The organism is Bacillus infantis, assembly GCF_020171945.1.
Taxonomy (GTDB): domain Bacteria; phylum Bacillota; class Bacilli; order Bacillales; family Cytobacillaceae; genus Bacillus_AB; species Bacillus_AB infantis_A.
Genome location: NZ_JAIVAP010000001.1, coordinates 279,925 through 298,702, shown reverse-complemented (window position 1 = coordinate 298,702; position 18,778 = coordinate 279,925). Strand labels below are relative to the sequence as shown.

Here is an 18,778-nt window from a genome sequence, read left to right as displayed (position 1 = left end):
TAAAAAAACTCAAAAATTGCTCAAATAGACGGAGAAATTCCGACTAAAGATCCTTTAAACAGGAAAATGGGCAACTTCGCTTCACTCAGCGGGAATTTCTCCGCTTATTTACACCCACTTGTGCCATATCAGCAGCCTAACCGGAAAATCTCCGCTTATTTTAAGCCTAGCTGGAGTTTATAAATTATTAAACAGCAAAAAAGCCTGCCGTCATTGGCAGGCCCTCGCATCAGTTTTTCAAAACATTAAAATACCGTGCTTCCGGATGGGCAAAAACCATGGCTGAAACTGAAGCTTCAGGCTCCATCATGAATCCTTCCGTCAGTTCTATGCCAATTTCCTCCGGCCTGATCAAATCAAAAAGCTTCCGCTGATCTTCAAGCTCCGGGCATGCGGGATAGCCGAATGAAAAGCGCTGTCCCTGATATTTTGCTGAAAACCTCTCTTTCATAGTAAAGTCTACTGGATCCGGGAAGCCCCAGCGGTCACGTATCTGCCTGTGGACAAGTTCTGCAAAGCCTTCTGCCGTTTCAAGCGCCAAAGCCTGCAGAGCATGGTTTTCAAGGAAGCGGCCTTCCTTTTTAAGTTTTTCGGCAGTTTCCCTGACAGCATTGCCGGCTGTAACAGAGAATAAGGCTACATAATCCATTTCCCCCCCATCAGCAGGCTTTAGATAATCGGCAAGACACAAAAATGGTTCAGTCTGCTGGCGTGGAAAATCAAATGACTCCAATATCCTGCTGTGATCATTTTTATCGTAAATGATGACCTTGTTACCGTCAGATTGAGCCGGAAAAAATTGATACACAGCTCCCGGCATAATCCAGCCCTCAGTTTTTGCCTGAACGATAAGGGAATCAACAGTATCATTCAATTTCAAAGCCTTCTCATCTCCTGACTCAATGAGACGGCTGATATTGCCCTTAAGCCCCAAGTGATGCCCCAAGAGCATCTGCCGGTTGATATAAGGCTCTATATGCCCAAGAGTATAGGATTTCAGGACATGCCGCTCCAAATCCTGCGGAACATAAACCGGTACATCAGACCGGACAGCGGGCCGCACCTTAACTGCTGCAAGAGCACCTGCTTTTCTATCTGTTAAAGCAGCGGGGAGGGGGAGGGACTGCTTTGCCTTTTGCTCGGCAAGGAGCCTTTTGTATTCCGGTTCATGCCGGAGCTGATCGGCGATTGATAATCCATTCATTGCATCTTTGGCATACATGACAAGGCCGTCATATTCCCTTGAAATCTTTGTATCCGTAAACTTCCTTGAAAGTGCCGCACCTCCGACAAGGATAGGGATATCAATGCCTGCCTGTTTCATATCAGAAGCAGTGATGACCATCTGCTGGGCGGATTTAACAAGCAGGCCTGAAAGTCCAACCATGTCCGGCTTTTCCTTTTTTACTGCGTTAACAAGCTCAGAAGGCGATACTTTAATGCCTAAGTCGATTACCTGGTAGCCGTTATTGCTGAGAATAATATCAACAAGATTTTTGCCGATATCATGGACATCTCCTTTTACAGTGGCAAGAATGATCTTCCCTTTGCCTGAGGAATTTCCTTTTTCCATAAAAGGCTCAAGAAATGAAACAGAAGCTTTCATTACTTCTGCACTCTGAAGCACTTCGGCGACTATCAGCTGGTTGTCGTTGAACAGGCGGCCGACCTCTTTCATCCCATCCATCAGGGGACCATTGATAATTTCAAGAGGGGAATTGTACTCGAGTAAGGCTCCTTTAAGGTCATCCAGCAGGCCTTCTTTAGTTCCTTCTATAATATAGCAGGCAAGGCGTTCAGCCAGGCTCATATCAGGGAGGAGACTTTTTTCTTCCTTTTTCCTGCCCCTGTAGAATTCTGTGAACTGTGCCAGTGTTTCATCTGTGGTTTCAAATAACAGCTTTTCTGCCAAAGCTGTTTCCTCCCTGGCTATACTGGCAAAACGCTCAAGCTTTTCTGTATTCACTATTGCATAGTCCAGTCCTGCCTGTGTACAGTGGTAGAGGAACACAGAATTAAGGATTTCCCTTCCTGCAGGAGGCAGGCCAAAAGAAACATTGCTGATGCCAAGAATCGTCTGTGTCTTTGGAAAGCGTTCTTTTATCAGCCGGATACCCTCAACAGTAGCTCTTGCTGAGCCGATGTATTGTTCATCACCAGTCCCGACCGGGAAGACCAGCGGATCAAATATGATATCCTCTGCAGGTATCCCATATTTCTCAACAAGAAGGGTGTAGGAGCGGGAAGCGATTTCAAGCTTTCTATCTGCACTCACTCCCATGCCTTTCTCATCTATGGTTCCGACTACCACTGCTGCTCCGTACAGGCGTATTAGAGGGGCAATAGCCTCGAACCTTTCTTCGCCATCCTCCAGATTTATAGAATTAATCACAGATTTACCCTGCAGGTATATAAGGGCTTTTTCTATTACTTTCTCATCCGTAGAATCTATTACAACCGGAGCTTTTACTTTTTTAGTCACTTCCCTGATGAAGTTTTCCATGTCTTCCAGTTCATCGCGATCCGGGTCAGCAAGGCATATATCAATAACATGGGCGCCGTTCTTTACCTGTGCCCTCGCGACTTCTGAAGCTTCTTCAAACTTGCCCTCGGCAATCAATCTTTTGAACTTCCTGGATCCTATGACGTTTGTCCGCTCGCCGACCATGATGGGCCGGAGGGTTGGATCATCATAGATAAGCGGCTCAATGCCTGATACTTTATGGACGGATGCTGCAGAGATCTTCCGCGGTTCAAAATGCTCCATTTTATCTGCAATCGCCTTGATATGCTCCGGTGTAGTTCCGCAGCACCCGCCGGCGATGTTCAGCCAGCCTTGGGATGCAAACCCTGCAAGCTTCTCTGCGAGCGATTCCGGGGTTTCATGGTAGCGTCCTTCTTCATCAGGCAGCCCGGCGTTTGGATAGCAGCTGACAGCAGCATCAGCAAGGGAAGATAAAGACCTGATATGCTCCTGCATGAATTCTGGGCCTGTAGCGCAATTAAGGCCGACAGCCAGCGGCTTCATATGCTCGAGAGAAATATAGAAAGCTTCAATTGACTGGCCCGCAAGTGTCGTCCCCATAGGTTCTATTGTGCCTGAAACAATAAGGGGGAGAATGATGCCGGTTTTTTTGAAGGCATTTTGAATCCCTAAGTATCCCGCTTTTACGTTGAGCATATCCTGGCTGGTCTCAAGGATAAGCAGGTCTGCTTTGCCATCAATTAGTCCGCAGGCTTGCTCCTCATATGACAATGCCAGCTCTTCAAATGTCGTCCCCCCTGTCACACTAAGTGTTTTTGTAGTCGGACCCATAGATCCGGCAACAAAACGCGGCCAGGAAGGAGTACTGATCTGATCAGCCGCTCTTCTTGCAATCAAGGAAGCTGTCCTGTTGATTTCATAGGCTTTATCTCCAATGCTGTACTCATCAAGTACTATGCTTGTGGCACCGAAAGTATTGGTTTCGATAATATCGGCACCAGCTTTAAGATAGGCAAGATGGATTTCCTGAATCAACCCCGGTGCTGTAAGATTCAGGTATTCATTGCAGCCGTCAAACTGTTCACCGCCAAAATCTTCAGCAGAAAGATCAGCTCTCTGCAGCATCGTTCCCATGGCGCCATCCATGATCAAAATTTTATGATTCATTCTTTCAGATAGAGATATTTTTGGCATTACTGCTCCTCCTGGCTGTTATCAGCTCCACGCTGCGGGCATATTCGGCAAGTTCCGCTGTCAGTTCATACTTCATGAACGGGGTGATTAAATAGATGCCATTAAACAGCTCTGCAGCTGCATCAATCAGTTCCTTGCATATGCTTATTCCTTCGCGTACAGACTGGATGGGGTCATCTTTCAAGCTATTCATACGTTCTCTGATTTTGCTTGATATTTTGATGCCCGGCACTTCATTATGAAGGAAATCGGCATTCCTGCTGCTTGTCAGAGGCATCAGGCCTATATAAATCGGCTGTTCCAGATGTTTGGTAGCTTCATATATTTCCAGCAGTTTCTCTTCCGAAAATACAGGCTGGGTAATAAAATAATCCGCTCCGTACGCCGCCTTTTTTTCGAGCCTCTGAACTGCCTTCTCGAGAGAGCGGACATTTGGGTTAAAGGCACCAGCAACAGAGAATGCAGCCTTTTGTCCAAGATCCTTCCCTGAAATCGAGCGGCCATCATTCAGCTGCTTGATCATCTGGATCAGCTCGAAGGAGGACATATCATAAACGGAGGAGGCGCCGGGAAAATCACCGACCCTTGCCGGATCTCCAGTAATGGCAAGAATATCATGCAGCCCCAGAGTATGAAGGCCCATTAAATGGGACTGCATCCCAATGATATTCCTGTCCCGGCATGTTAGATGAATGAGCGGCCGAAGCCCCAGCCGGGTCTTTGCCAGATAGCCGAGTGCTTCATTTGAGATCCGGGGCGATGCAAGAGAATTATCAGCAAGTGTGATGGCATCTATTCCTGCGGCTTGCAGTGCCTTGGCACCCGCAAAAAAATTGTCTGTATCCAATTTCCTGGGCGGATCCAATTCCACGATGACCGACTGTTTTTCCTTCACAAGATTTTGTAGAGGGGGGAGATCTCTTTTTGCCTCTTTAGGCAAGACTTGAATTTTAGCCTTTGGTTCCCTAACTTCCTTTTTCCCGATGGGAGGTGATCCTTTTAATTCCTCCGAAAATGCATGGATGTGAGCTGGAGTGGTGCCGCAGCAGCCTCCAAGCAGCCGGACTCCCTGGTTCCTGAAAGCTTTGGCAGACTGCCTGAAATAGTCTGCATCTCCTTCGTAATGGAATTTTCCGTCCGTGTATGCAGGCAGGCTGGCATTCGGATATGCGGACAGATAAGCACTCTTGGGGAGTGGCACCTCCTCAAGTGTCAGCAGCATATGATGGGGGCCAAGCCGGCAATTGAGTCCAACGATATCCGCCCCGAGCGCTTCCAGCCTGGACAATGCTTCCCTTATGGGCGTATGATCCTGCAGGATACCTGTTTCCTGCAGTGACACCTGCGCAATGAGAGGCAGGGCTGTTTCTTTCCTCGCGATCGAAAGGACAGTTTCCAGTTCCTTGAGATCGTAATACGTCTCAAGAAGGATCGCATCTACCCCTTCCATCAGCAGGCAGTAGAGCTGCTCCCTGAAGCTTCTTTTTATCTCTTCTATAGATATGGAGTGAGGTTTAATCCCGCGGCTGCCGCCAATCGTTCCCGCAACAAAGGCTTTTTTTCCCGCAGCCTTCCTCGCAACCGCGACAGCAGCACTGTTGATCTCCTTTACATGGTCCTCAAGTCCGTAGCGCTGCAGCTTGAGATAATTGGCTGCATATGTGTTTGTCTGAATCAAAGTTGCACCGGCATCAATATAAGCTTGATGGATATTTTGAATTTGGCCGGGCTGTGATACATTGAGTTCTTCAAAGCAGAAATCAGTACCATAGGAATAGAGGAGGGTGCCCATCGCTCCATCTGCTATAATGATCTCTTTTTCCATTTTATCCAGCAGGTTCATAGTTTTACCCTCGCTGCAGCGCATGTTCTCTCTGCAGCAGCAAGTGCACTGCTTAAATCATGTATTAGATCATCCGGATTTTCGAGACCTGCTGAAAGGCGGAGAAGCGAGTCGGATATTCCCCGTCTGTTTCTTTCGGAAGAGGGCATGGAAGCATGGGACATCCTGGCTGGCCATGAGAGTATGGACTCGACGGCCCCCAGGCTTACTGCAAATACCGGGATTTCCAGGGCATCAGAGAATTTCCGCAGTGCATCTTCGTCCTCAAGCTCAAAAGAAAGCACCGCTCCCGGCCCGGCAGCCTGTTCTCTCTGCAGCTTATACTGCGGATGGCTCTCAAGCCCCGGGTAATGCACTTTTTTCACAAGTGGGTGATTCTCAAGGAAAAGAGCTATTTTCTGTGCTGTTTTCATTGACTGCTGCAGTCTGACATGAAGGGTTTTCAAGCCCCTCAGCACAAGCCAGCAATCCTGCACACCAAGGACAGCCCCAAAGGAATTCTGCAGAAAGGCCACTTTTTCAGCCAGCTCTGGATTTTTTACTGCACAGAGGCCGGCAACGACATCACTGTGTCCGGAGATAAATTTCGTCGCACTGTGAAGGACTATATCTGCCCCAAGGTCCAGCGGCTTTTGCAGCTGGGGGGTCATGAACGTATTATCAACGAAGGTATAAGCATCATTTCCCTTGGCAATCTCAGCAATGCTTTTGATATCGGCAACCTTCAAGAGGGGATTGGAAGGTGTTTCAACATAGAAAAGTTTTGTATGTGGAAGGGCAGCCTCTTTTATTTCCTCTATATTAGTCATATCTGCGAAAGTGTAATCGATTCCATAGCGCGAGAGGACCTCGGTGACCATCCTGTAGGTGCCTCCATATACGTCCTCTGAAATAACGACATGGTCTCCCTGTGACAGAAGAAGAAAGCAAGTGGAGATGGCCGCCATCCCGGAAGAGAAGGCAAACCCTTTAGTTCCGCGCTCAAGTCCGGCAATTACATCTTCGAGCGCCTCTCTTGTCGGGTTGAGGCTCCGGGAGTAGTCGTATTTGCCAAAAGACTCAAGATCCTTTTGATGGAAAGTGGAGGCATGATGAATCGGGACGCTTACAGCCCCTGTGAACGGGTCTGTTTTATGTTTATTGTGCAATAGCTTTGTTTCGAATCGATAACAGTCTTCCTTCATCTTATATTCACTCCTTCCATACAGGCACTGAAGGCCTTTTCCAAATCTTCCATCAAATCGCACGGATCCTCAATGCCAACCGAAAATCTTAGGAGCTTGCCGCAGATTCCGTTGGCTAACCGGGTCTCTTCAGGGATGTCGGCGTGGGTCTGTGTGGCAGGATAGGTAATGAAGCTTTCAGTTCCGCCAAGACTTTCAGCAAAAGTAATAAGGTTCAGATTCTGCAGGAATAGGCCCGCCCATTTTTCTTTACAGACCCTGAAGGAAAGCATTCCGCCTTTTCCGGGATAAAGCACTTCCTCGACACATTCATGGCTGCTCAAGTATTCAGCCAGTTTACCAGCATTGCTTTCATGCTTTTTCATCCTGAGGGCAAGGGTTTTCATCCCTCTCATCAGAAGCCAGGAATCAAACGGGCTTAATACTGCTCCTCCCGCATTATGGTGAAGGGCAAGGGAGGCGCATAATTCCTCTCCGCGTGCGGCGATGAGGCCGGCGAGAACATCGTTATGGCCGCCCAGATATTTTGTAGCACTGTGAATAACGATATCGGCTCCCAGCCTGATCGGCTGCTGAAGGACCGGCGTATAAAATGTATTGTCGACGATCAATAGAATGCCATGCTGGCGGGCAATTGCCGCCAAAGCCTCAATATCGGCCTGCTGCATGAGCGGGTTGGTTGGCGTTTCCAGAAATATCGCTTTCGTTTGAGTGGTAATCTGCCTGCTTACCGCATCGATATCAGAGGTGTCAGCGTATTTTGAAACAAGCCCCCATTTGGCAAAACCCTGCTCAAGCAGCCTGTAGGTGCCTCCATAAATATCCTTTGACACCACCAGCTCATCACCTGAACGGAATAAAGATAAAACGGTCGATATGGCGCTCATGCCTGAGCTGCATGCATATCCTTGATCTGCTTGTTCCAGGGAGGCAATTGCCTGCTCAAGGATTTCCCTCGTGGGATTTCCCGTCCTGACATAATCATAGCCGTTGGATTTGCCGATTCCTTCATGACGGTAAGCTGTAGAAAAATAAACCGGAGGGTTGACGGTTCCTGTATGCTGATCACTGCGATTGCCAAGCTGCGCCAATAACGTTTCTGTTTTCACCAGTGCTTTCACTCCTTTTTGCTTAATGCTTCGCCGGATGCCTTCATGCTCCATGTAAAATAAAAAAAGTCTTCTATAAGAAGAAGACTTTTTGGATGCAGCACTTGTCATTCTTCTTATCTTTCAAGCCCATGAAGGACTTGCAGGAATTAGCACCTTTTCAATGTTATCCATTGAAGGTTGCTGAGGCTTCACAGGGCCATACCCTCTGCCTCTCTTGATAAGAAATACAGGTATTGAATTTTCTATACTTTACAACATTAAACCAATGAAAGTCAACAAACTTTCAAAAAATTTTAAAAATTCATCCTTATCCTTCAATCAGGTTCAGCACAGAAACATCCAATTCTTTTTCAGGATTAGTCTTGGAGTAGATTCGGGCTGTTCTTGTCTTTTCATCTACATGCTGGATAATCACTGCTTCGCCTTCATAGCTTACTTTAATTGGATCAGCAGACCCGAGAATTTCTTTTGCCCGGCCGATGTTCATGTTCATTCCTCCTTAAAAAGTATCTTTATATTTTTTGTACAGCGAGGAGAAATTTATGCGGAAGAAAGGAAAAAGTGGTAAATAATAATTTGTGAAAATTCAGTACTTTTGTTTTAAAATAGAAGCAAGAAAAGGAAAGTGAAGGTGAGTCCATGCAAAAACATATTAAAAATCGCTGCTTATTGTATGATTGCATTCAGAGCGGAGAGCTGATTGAAGAGGCAGGCAATATGCCGTTCCTGCATGCGGACATCCTGGTAAAGGGGCCATATGACTTTCCGCTGGACAGAAGACAGGAATGCCTGCACAGTTTAAAGAGCAGGAAAACAAAACAGCTTGGCATTAATATAGAAAGAATATAATGGGGGAATACACCGAATAACGCCGGGGCGGGCAAAGCACTAGATCAAATCATAAGTAAAAAATAAAACCGGGAATCTTTCCCGGTTTTATTTTTTACTATTAGAATAATAATCACTGTTTATTCAGTAGAATTCCTTAATCCTTTACAGCCTTAAAGTTAGATATCTACCTATTATAACACTACTATATTCATTGTGTAGCGAAAAAAAATAGAAAAATCATTTTTTTAATATAGATTTTAAGGTGATGAAAAAAAATTGCATTTTTCTTCTAATTTTCAGTTTAAATCCTTTGTACGATAGGGATTTGCATGGTAAAATGTCATTGAAAACGTTTTATCCTCTGAATAAAATTATTATTCATACAATTTTGCGTTACTATCTAATATTTTAGGGTAAAAATTTACGGGATAAAATGCCGGAAACTAAATGTTTTCTTAAAAAAACACTCGGAGGTAATTTTCATGAAAACGCCATCCAACGGCGAGGGACCTTTACAGGGGTTTCATGGACCAAACCTTGGCTATGTTATTGAATTATATGAAAGATTCCTGGAGGACCCTCAATCAGTAGACGCTGAAATGAGAGAGTACTTTGAAAAGTGGGGATCTCCTGAACAAACTCAGATTGACACCTATGAAAATGATAAACCTGTCCAGGCTGCTGCTCCCGGACAGCTGGAAAAAACGCTGGCAGCTATCCGGCTCGCGGATAATATCAGGGCTTACGGCCATATCTCGGCTGATATATACCCATTAAAAAACAATAAGCCGGAGAAAGACATCCTTGCGCTGGAGCAATATGGATTATCCCGGAATGATCTGGAGCAGCTGCCGGCATCGATCATTTGTTCAGATGCCCCTTCACATGTCCGCAATGGATTTGAAGCAATAGAGCATCTTAAGAATGTATATACCCAAACAATAGCTTTTGAGTTTCATCATGTATACGATGTGAACGAAAAGAATTGGCTTCGGAATAAGGTGGAAACAGGCACACTGCTTGCTGAACCTTCAAATGAAAAGAAACTGGGAGTCCTGAAAAGGCTGATGGAGGTTGAGGAGTTTGAAAAATTCCTTCACCGCACATTTGTCGGGCAAAAACGCTTTTCAATCGAAGGACTTGATACGCTTGTGCCGCTGTTGGACGAGCTGGTTGCAGAATCTGTTGTCGACGGCGCGAAGACGATCAATATCGGAATGGCTCACCGCGGCCGCCTGAACGTGCTTGCCCATGTACTTGGAAAGCCGTATGAAATGATCTTCGCTGAATTCCAGCATGCACCGAATAAAGAGCTCGTACCTTCAGAAGGTTCTATCGGCATCAACTACGGCTGGACAGGCGATGTGAAATATCACCTCGGACTGGACAGGCAGATCAAGAAAGAAAACACGACTAAAGCCAGACTGACGCTTGCAAACAACCCTAGCCACCTTGAATTCGTAGGCGCGGTAGTTGAAGGCTTCACCAGGGCTGCACAGGATGACAGAAGTGCATCCGGCTATCCAAAGGAGGACCCAAGCTCGGCTATGGCAATCCTGATTCATGGCGACGCGGCATTCCCGGGTCAGGGAACCGTGGCGGAAACATTGAATCTTAGCCAGCTTACTGGTTACCGGACTGGCGGAACTATTCATATCATCGCCAATAATACAATCGGATTTACAACAGAATCCCAGGATTCCAGATCTACCCGATATGCAAGCGATCTTGCAAAGGGCTATGAAATACCAATCCTGCATGTGAATGCTGATGATCCTGAAGCTGTCGTAGCTGCTGCCCAGCTCGCCTGTGAATACAGAGCGAAGTTCAATAAAGATTTTCTGATTGATCTGATCGGCTACAGACGTTTCGGACACAACGAAATGGATGAGCCTATGACGACAAATCCGCTTATGTACAATATTATACATAAGCGCCCGACCATCAAATCTCTTTACAGTGAACAGCTGGTAGCAAACGGCACTCTTTCAAGGGAAAGCCTGGAAGGGATGGGTGCTGAGGTCCTTGATAAGCTCAAGGAGGCCTATAACAAAGTTCCAGATAAGAAAAAGGAAGTTGAGGAAACCAATCCGCCTGAAACGGTGGAAAAAGGCATTCCTGAATTAGCAACAGCTGTCGACCTGAAGGCATTAAAGCAAATAAATGAAGAGCTGCTGACATGGCCTGAAGATTTCAAGGTCTTCAATAAACTGGACAAGATCCTGAAGCGCAGGACTGAAGCACTCGAAGGAAAAGGAAAAATTGACTGGGGCCTTGCAGAAACATTGGCATTCGCCTCCATCCTGAAGGATGGTACGCCAATCCGCCTGTCCGGGCAGGATTCTGAACGCGGCACGTTTGCCCAGAGAAACGTTGTCCTTCATGACAGCAGTTCAGGAAAAGCTTATTCGCCTTTGCATATGCTTTCATCTTCAAAAGCATCATTTGCAGTCCACAACAGCCCTTTGTCAGAAATGGCTGTGGTCGGCTTTGAATACGGCTACAATGTATTTGCTCCTGAAACTTTAGTGCTGTGGGAAGCGCAATACGGTGACTTCTCCAATGCGGCACAGGTCATGTTCGACCAATTCATTTCAGCTGGAAGAGCGAAATGGGGCCAGAAATCCGGTCTTGTCATGCTTCTTCCTCATGGTTATGAAGGCCAGGGGCCGGAGCACTCCAGCGGCAGGGTTGAAAGATTCCTGACTTTAGCTGCTGAAAACAACTGGACAGTTGCCAACCTGACTTCATCTGCCCAGTATTTCCATATTCTGAGGAGACAGGCTGCCATCCTGAACAGGGAAGAAGTAAGACCTCTTGTCCTCATGTCGCCTAAGAGCCTGCTGCGCAATCCGAATGTTGCTTCCAACGGGCTTGAGCTCAGCGAAGGCACTTTCCAGCCAATCATCGAGCAGCCTGGATTGGGGCAGGCAAAAGACCAGGTGAAGAGAATTGTATTTGGTACAGGAAAAATCATGATCGACCTTCATGAAAATATTGAGGATGCAGCTGGCCTTGAATGGCTTCATATTTTAAGGGTTGAAGAGATTTATCCTTTCCCGATGAAGAAAATCAGAAGCATCCTTGATCAATATCCTAACGTTGAGGAAATCGTATGGGTACAGGAAGAACCGAAGAATATGGGTGCCTGGAATTTTGTTGAGCCGCGCCTGTCAGAATTGGCTCCAGCCGGTGCAAAAGTCTCCTATTCCGGCAGACGCCGCCGTTCAAGCCCTGCGGAAGGCGACCCGAACGTCCATAAAAAAGAACAAGCGCGCATTATTAATGAAGTCTTAACACGTACGGAAGAGGGAGGATTTTAAAGTGGCAGAAATTAAAGTTCCAGAATTGGCGGAATCAATTACAGAAGGTACGGTGGCACAGTGGCTGAAACAGCCGGGCGACTTTGTCAATAAAGGGGATTATGTGGTAGAGCTCGAAACTGACAAAGTAAATGTAGAGATCATTTCCGAATACAGCGGAGTCATCAAGGATCTCGGCGCACAAGAGGGCGATACTGTCCAGGTGGGCGAAACGATTGCGACGGTTGATACAGAAGCTACAGAAGGCGGAGCATCTGCAGAAGCACCAGCTGAAAAAGCTCCGCAGGCGACTGAGCCGCCAGCTGCCCCTAAAGAGCCTGTAACAAACGAAGCTAAGCCTCAGACAGAAGAAGAACAGGAAAAGAAGCAGCGTCCGATCGCTTCTCCTGCAGCCCGCAAAATGGCCAGGGAAAAAGGCATTGACCTCAGCCAGGTACCGACAGCCGACCCTCTTGGCCGCGTTAGGGCCCAGGATGTTTCCGGATACAATCCGCAGGCTGCTAAGCAAGAATCAAAGCCGGCAGCTGCTTCACCGGCACCTGCTGCTTCACCGGCACAGGACAGCAAGCCTGTTGAACGTGTCCGCATGTCCCGCCGCAGACAGACGATTGCCAATCGCCTTGTGGAGGTTCAGCAGAATGCTGCCATGCTGACAACCTTCAATGAAGTCGATATGACCAATGTAATGAATCTGCGCAAGCGCCGCAAGGACAAGTTCTTTGAAGAAAATGACGTCAAGCTGGGCTTCATGTCATTCTTCACAAAAGCTGTTGTTGCTGCACTGAAGAAGAATCCTTTATTGAATGCTGAAATCCAGGGTGACGAGCTGGTGCTCAAGAAATTCTATGATATCGGGATCGCTGTTTCTGCAATAGAAGGACTGGTTGTTCCTGTCGTACGGGACGCCGACCGGAAGAACTTTGCAGAGATCGAAGGCGACATCATGGATCTTGCCGATAAAGCAAGAAACAATAAACTTTCTTTGAATGACCTGCAGGGAGGAACATTCACAATCACAAATGGCGGAGTATTTGGTTCACTGCTGTCAACACCTATCCTGAATGGCCCGCAGGTGGGAATCCTGGGAATGCACAGTATCCAGATGCGCCCGGTTGCCATCGACGCCGAGAAGATGGAAAACCGCCCAATGATGTATATAGCTTTATCATACGACCACCGCATCGTTGACGGAAAAGAAGCAGTTACCTTCCTGAAGCGTGTAAAAGAGCTGGTCGAAGATCCGGAATCATTGCTTTTTGAAGCTTAATAGTTAGGAAGCAGAGCCATAAATGGCTCTGTTTTTTTATTCATCTAAAAATGTTTACCACAGGAAACATTTCATCCTTCTTGAATAAGCTATATAAAAAGCAGGAGTGAGGAAAGTGGGAAGAATTTTGAAGAAGATATACTGCTATTCAGCTTTAATGAAAAAAGCAGGGATCATCAGTGAAGAAGAATATCAAAAGATTATTGAGGGATGCTGGCAGAAGAGAAGCAGCGGGTAAACACAGGAACCATAATTTTTTGCAGGGACTTTTGTTCTGAAGCCAACTGAAGAAAAGGAGATGTAAAATAAAAACCCGTTTAGATTTCTCTAAACGGGTAAAGCGCTTCATTAGTTTTTAAATGGCCTAAGCCCTCTTCGCTGAATTTCACCTTTAAGTATGTTGATCCATTCTTTTTCCATACCAGTCTTCAATGCATCACGATACGAGACGACAAGTTGTTCATTACTCATAATTTTCATTTTGCATTCCTCCTAGAAAAAGAATTGAATATTCTTACTATTAACTTATTGTAAATGATTGTGATCGTTTTGAAAAGCAATAAGGGAAAAATATTTACAATCGGTCCATAAGTACCTTTTTTCAGCATATTTCATCATCATGCGATTATTTCTTTCAACATAGGGTATATATAGAGATTTACCATTGTCGGAATATAGACGCTAGTTATTAAATGAAAGTAAAATAGACTGTGAGAGACATACAATATAAGGGAGCAGTGAGAACACAATGAGTGAAGAACTGGCAGTAAGCAGAAGCGCAAGCCTTATAACAGCAGAGACGCTCAAGAATGATCTTGAAAGTCTCGGTGTGGCTGAAGGGATGACTTTGATTGTACATTCAAGCCTCAGTTCAATCGGCTGGGTGTGCGGTGCAGAACAGGCGGTCATTCAGGCATTGCTTAGCTCCGTCGGGGAACGGGGCACAATCGTCATGCCAGCTCAGTCACTGGGAAACAGTGACCCAAAATATTGGCAGAACCCTGCTGTACCGGAAGAATGGTGGGATGGAATAAGGGCAGGCATGCCAGCTTATGATCCAAGCACTACTCCGACAAGGGGGATGGGAAGGGTTGCCGAGCTTTTCAGGACATTTCCTGAAGCTAGAAGGAGCGCCCATCCGACCGTTTCATTTTCAGCCATCGGCCGCCTGGCAGAGGAAATCACAAAGATTCACTCAACCGATTTTCCATTCGGGGAAGAATCTCCGCTGGCAAAGCTGTATGAATACGGCAGCATGGTCCTTCTGATTGGGGTGGGTTACGACAACAGCACAAGCATGCATTTGGGAGAGTACAGAGCAGGCGGCCTGAGAACCTATAAACAAAGTTCTGCCATGATTGAGGAAGGGAATAGGATTTGGAAAACTTATACTGAGGCAGAGGTTGATTCAGACCGCTTCCCTGAAATCGGACGGGCTTTTGAAAAAGAGCATTCAGTCATGAAAGGGAAGGTGGGGCAGGCAGACTGTCTGATGATGGATCAAAGGGAAATTGTTGATTTTACGGTAAAATGGCTGCAAAAAGAAAAAGGAGGCGGGACAAATGAATCTGAAGCTTGATCATATTGTGCACTTTATAGACAGGCATCCTGCTGAAGCAGTGGATAAACTGAAACAGGAGGGACTGGAAGCGTGTATGGGCGGGCAGCATCCGGTCTGGGGAACCTATAACAGTGTAATTTACTTCCATTCTTCATACATAGAATTCCTGGCAGTAGAGGAACCGGAAATTGCTGCTTCTTCTGAAAATCCCTTGATTCAGCAGCTCACAAAAGGGGTAAAAAGAGGGGAAAGAATTGGACAGCTCTGCTTCAGGACCGAGCATATCGGCAAGCTGCAGGAGCAAATGGCCAGTATTGGCATCAATACAGTCATCCATGAAGGAAGAAGAATAAGGCAAGATGGTAAATTGATTGAATGGAAAATGCTCTTTGCTGAAGGGGAAGGCGGCTTGCCATATCCTTTTTTCATCCAGTGGGAACAGGAGGATGAAGAAAGGTTTGATGAATTAAGGAATCTGGGTCTCTTATTGCCCAGCCAGGAGTTACATGCTGTGAAGACAATTAAGATATTGACTGAAAATAAGATTGAAACAGCAGAATCCTGGGCGAAGCTTTTGGGATGTCCCTACCCGGTTAAGCAAATGACAGAGGGTGAACCGGTAATTGTCCAGGCAGGAGGATGCCGGATTGAATTTAGTGAACCTTACAGCGGGGAAACCGAAAGCATCTTCTCTGAGTTTGGCGAAACCATTTGGAAAATCACTTATAACCCGCCGCTGAAAGAGAACGGTATTCATGTCTTTGGCGGTATCTATCAATAAAAAAAGGAGGATGTTTGTGCTGAAAAAATATGCGATATCCACCTCGATGCGGGATGAATTTACAGAGATCACCGAGACTGTAAGGGAGTTTGCCGCAGAGCAGGAGCTTTCCGATGGAGCAGTCCTTATATATTGCCCTCATACCACGGCAGGCCTGACTATTAATGAAAATGCAGATCCGGATGTAAAAACTGATATGATTAACCGGCTTGATGAAACCTTTCCATGGAATCACTTAAAGGACCGTCATGAGGAAGGGAATACGGCCGCACATCTGAAGGCTTCAACCATGGGAGCTTCACAGCATGTCATTGTAACTGGCGGCCGTCTGCTGCTTGGTGTATGGCAGGGCATCTATTTCTGCGAGTTTGATGGTCCCAGGGAAAGAACATTTTATCTTAAGGCTATTCATAATCGTGCAGAAGAATAGGCAGGCGCTTAGGCGCCTTTTTTATTTTGGGGTTTTATGGTAAAATTCAAAATATTTGACTTTATTCAGAAAGTGGTGGAATGATGCCATTCAAGGGACCAGAAGCTTATGATGATGAAGGTTTTTTCAGCAGCTATCTTTTCAGGAGAAATCGGGCAGAGAGTCCTAATCACACAATGGAGGAGCCTGCTTTTTATTCTTTGGCCGGGAGCCCTGCAGGCAAGGAGATTCTCGAAATTGGCTGCGGTGATGGCTCATACGCTTCCAGCCTGCTAGAAGCGGAATGTGCTTCTTATACTGGAATTGAAGGGTCGCAGAATATGGCCAGACTTGCACAAAAGCGGCTGGAAAATTCAAATGGAACGGTGATTCACAGCCGGATCGAGGATTATGAGTGGGAACAGGAAAAATACGATTTGATCTTATCCAGGCTGGTCCTTCATTACATAGAAGACCTTGGACAGGTTTTTTCCCATATCTACTCTGCCCTGAAGCCCGGTGGCAGGCTTGTCATCAGCCTTCAGCATCCCCTTTTAACATCTTCTTTCAAAAGTATGGGCAAGGATGTAAAAAAAGAGGACTGGATTGTTGACGACTATTTTCTGACCGGAAAAAGGGAAGAGCCCTGGATTGGCGGCTTAGTAGTAAAATACCACAGAACTGTAGAGGATTATTTCACACTCCTCCAGCAGGCTGGACTGGCTATTGAAGGCTTGAAAGAGGCAGTTCCCGAGGAAAGATTCTTTAAGGATAAATCGGAGTATGAACGAAGAAGAAGGATACCCTTATTCCTGCTGTTTTCCTGCAGGAAGCCATAGATATTGATGGGCCCTGCAGGGATGCGGGGTTTTTTACCGTTTCTGATAATTGAATATTCTGTAAAATATGATAACATGTTTGTAAGCCTTTTCAACTTAATAAAAGGAGTGGGGATTATGCAGGGATTGCTGAATACTACAGTCGGAAAATTATTGGAAGAGAAAGCCCGGCTGCACCCGGGGCATGAAGCTGTCGTTTATCATACAAAAGGGCTGCGGATGACATACCGGGAATTTGACCATTATTGCCGGAAGGCAGCAAAAGGCCTTATGAAGCTGGGCATTGAAAAAGGAGAAAACCTTGCTGTTTGGGCAGCCAATACACCAGAATGGCTTGCCTGTCAATTTGCCACAGGCAAGATGGGCGCTGTCCTTGTCACAGTGAATACGAATTACCAGGCTGCAGAGCTGGAATATCTGCTTCAGCAGTCAGAGTCGTCCACTTTAATCCTCCAGGAGAATTACCGGGGTTCTTCTTACATAGACATGCTTTATGAGATTGTACCTGAGCTGAGGGACTCTGAGCCCGGCCATCTGAAGAGCAAGAAGCTTCCCTTTTTGAAGAATATTATAATCATGAGCAGCAGCAGGCATCCTGGAGCCTACTGCTGGGAAGATATTATCCAGCTGTCTGAAGAAGTTGAAGACAGAGACCTCGACAGCAGGATGGAATCCCTTGAACCGGATGATGTTATCAACATGCAATATACATCCGGTACAACCGGCTTCCCTAAAGGGGTCATGCTGACACATTCCAATATCATCAATAACGCCTATCATATCGCTGGCTGCATGAAACTGGGCAAAGAGGACCGGCTCTGCATCCCTGTCCCTTTTTTCCACTGCTTTGGATGCGTGCTTGGCACCCTCGCCTGCGTCTCTGTCGGAGCTACTATGCTCCCTGTCCAGGAATTCAGCCCGAAAGAGGTGCTGCTGACTGTCCAGAACGAAAAGTGCACCGGCCTCCATGGTGTTCCGACGATGTCATTGCCGAGCTTAATGACCCCTCCTTTGGCGAATATGACCTCTCTTCACTGAGGACAGGGATTATGGCAGGCTCCAATTGTCCGATTGAGGTAATGAAAGCTGTTATTGAAAAAATGGGAGCGGCTGAAATCACGATCGCTTACGGACAAACAGAATCATCTCCAGTCATCACACAGACAAGGACCGACGATCCCATTGAACTCCGGGTAGAATCAGTTGGGAAGGCGCTGCCGCATGTTGAAGTCAAGATTGTAACTCCCGGGACTTCAAATGAAGTTCCCAGGGGAACACAGGGGGAATTATGCACAAGAGGCTATCATGTGATGAAAGGCTATTACAATAATCCTGATGCAACTAAAGAGGCCATTGACAGTGAAGGCTGGCTTCATACCGGGGACCTTGCTGTGATGGATGCGAATGGCTATTGCAGCATCACCGGCCGCCTGAAGGACATGGTGATCAGGGGAGGAGAAAATATTTATCCCCGTGAAATTGAAGAATTCCTATATACGCATCCAAAGGTACTGGACGTGCAGGTCACCGGGGTCCCTGACCCGGTTTTCGGAGAAGAACTGATGGCATGGATCATCCTGAAGGAAGGGGAAACTGCCGGAAAAGAAGAGCTCAGCTCATTCTGCAAAGGAAAAATCTCCCGGCACAAAATTCCCCGGTATTTTGAGTTTGTCAAAGAATATCCGATGACAGCCTCGGGGAAAATCCAAAAGTTTAAATTAAGGGAAAAAGCAAGAGAGATTGCAGAAAAAGAACAGGAAATCCTGTCCCGCCATAAATAATATAGTTCCTTTTTCAATCAAAAGTCTGAGTGCTGTTCCAGCTTCCCGCCAATGCTGCAAAATTCCCTGCAGTTTACAATAAGGATATCAAAAAGCGGGAGGCGCAGCAGAATGTATGAAGAGACTTATGTATGTGAGAAGCTCAGCCAATACAGGGAAAAGGAACTG

Annotated in this window: 14 protein-coding genes, 1 pseudogene and 1 riboswitch; of the genes and pseudogenes, 9 read left to right on the top strand and 6 right to left on the bottom strand. The window is 46.3% G+C overall.

Annotated features, from left to right (window positions below):
• Positions 1-229: 229 nt before the first annotated feature.
• The 5 genes from metH to LCM00_RS01415 form a co-directional block, all read right to left on the bottom strand.
• Positions 230-3,679 carry a methionine synthase gene (gene metH, locus LCM00_RS01435; RefSeq protein WP_224897170.1) on the bottom strand — a complete coding sequence of 1,150 codons (3,450 nt, stop codon included), beginning with the start codon at positions 3,677-3,679 and terminating at the stop codon, positions 230-232.
• Positions 3,657-5,522 carry a bifunctional homocysteine S-methyltransferase/methylenetetrahydrofolate reductase gene (locus LCM00_RS01430; protein ID WP_224897168.1) on the bottom strand — a complete coding sequence of 622 codons (1,866 nt, stop codon included), beginning with the start codon at positions 5,520-5,522 and terminating at the stop codon, positions 3,657-3,659. Before LCM00_RS01430 ends, metH begins: the two co-directional genes overlap by 23 nt.
• Entirely contained in the window at positions 5,519-6,706 is a 1,188-nt protein-coding gene (gene metC, locus LCM00_RS01425) for a cystathionine beta-lyase (RefSeq protein WP_224897166.1), read from the bottom strand. Before metC ends, LCM00_RS01430 begins: the two co-directional genes overlap by 4 nt.
• Positions 6,703-7,818, bottom strand: coding sequence for a methionine biosynthesis PLP-dependent protein (locus tag LCM00_RS01420; RefSeq protein WP_224898124.1), 1,116 nt, complete (start codon positions 7,816-7,818; stop codon positions 6,703-6,705). The genes metC and LCM00_RS01420 overlap by 4 nt, the downstream gene beginning before the upstream one ends.
• A gap of 110 nt (positions 7,819-7,928) precedes the next feature.
• Positions 7,929-8,042, bottom strand: a riboswitch (SAM riboswitch).
• An 83-nt stretch (positions 8,043-8,125) separates the two neighbouring features.
• Entirely contained in the window at positions 8,126-8,305 is a 180-nt protein-coding gene (locus LCM00_RS01415) for an H-type small acid-soluble spore protein (protein ID WP_224897164.1), read from the bottom strand.
• Between the two features lie 152 nt (positions 8,306-8,457).
• Here LCM00_RS01415 and LCM00_RS01410 point away from each other — a divergent pair, with 152 nt between their 5' ends.
• From LCM00_RS01410 to LCM00_RS24580, 4 genes are all read left to right on the top strand, one after another.
• Positions 8,458-8,667, top strand: coding sequence for a hypothetical protein (locus LCM00_RS01410; RefSeq protein ID WP_224897162.1), 210 nt, complete (start codon positions 8,458-8,460; stop codon positions 8,665-8,667).
• A gap of 464 nt (positions 8,668-9,131) precedes the next feature.
• Entirely contained in the window at positions 9,132-11,972 is a 2,841-nt protein-coding gene (gene sucA, locus LCM00_RS01405) for a 2-oxoglutarate dehydrogenase E1 component (RefSeq protein WP_224897159.1), read from the top strand.
• A 1-nt stretch (position 11,973) separates the two neighbouring features.
• The gene (gene odhB / locus LCM00_RS01400; protein WP_224897157.1) at positions 11,974-13,239 is read left to right on the top strand and encodes a 2-oxoglutarate dehydrogenase complex dihydrolipoyllysine-residue succinyltransferase; all 1,266 of its coding nucleotides are present in this window, start codon (positions 11,974-11,976) and stop codon (positions 13,237-13,239) included.
• 115 nt (positions 13,240-13,354) lie between these two features.
• A complete protein-coding gene (locus tag LCM00_RS24580) occupies positions 13,355-13,477 on the top strand; it encodes a hypothetical protein (RefSeq protein ID WP_263623186.1) in 123 nt (40 codons plus the stop codon).
• 110 nt (positions 13,478-13,587) lie between these two features.
• Here LCM00_RS24580 and sda read toward each other — a convergent pair whose 3' ends face one another.
• A complete protein-coding gene (gene sda, locus LCM00_RS01395; RefSeq protein WP_346992573.1) occupies positions 13,588-13,710 on the bottom strand; it encodes a sporulation histidine kinase inhibitor Sda in 123 nt (40 codons plus the stop codon).
• A gap of 277 nt (positions 13,711-13,987) precedes the next feature.
• Here sda and LCM00_RS01390 point away from each other — a divergent pair, with 277 nt between their 5' ends.
• From LCM00_RS01390 to LCM00_RS01370, 5 genes and pseudogenes are all read left to right on the top strand, one after another.
• Positions 13,988-14,818, top strand: coding sequence for an aminoglycoside N(3)-acetyltransferase (locus LCM00_RS01390; protein WP_224897156.1), 831 nt, complete (start codon positions 13,988-13,990; stop codon positions 14,816-14,818).
• Positions 14,802-15,581, top strand: coding sequence for a VOC family protein (locus LCM00_RS01385; protein ID WP_224897153.1), 780 nt, complete (start codon positions 14,802-14,804; stop codon positions 15,579-15,581). The genes LCM00_RS01390 and LCM00_RS01385 overlap by 17 nt, the downstream gene beginning before the upstream one ends.
• A gap of 16 nt (positions 15,582-15,597) precedes the next feature.
• Positions 15,598-16,011 (top strand): secondary thiamine-phosphate synthase enzyme YjbQ, encoded by a 414-nt coding sequence (locus LCM00_RS01380; RefSeq protein ID WP_224897151.1) that lies wholly within the window; start codon positions 15,598-15,600, stop codon positions 16,009-16,011.
• 83 nt (positions 16,012-16,094) lie between these two features.
• Positions 16,095-16,829, top strand: a complete 735-nt coding sequence (locus LCM00_RS01375; protein WP_224897149.1) for a class I SAM-dependent methyltransferase — start codon at positions 16,095-16,097, stop codon at positions 16,827-16,829.
• A gap of 117 nt (positions 16,830-16,946) precedes the next feature.
• Positions 16,947-18,610: pseudogene (locus tag LCM00_RS01370) on the top strand (AMP-binding protein).
• Positions 18,611-18,778 lie beyond the last annotated feature (168 nt).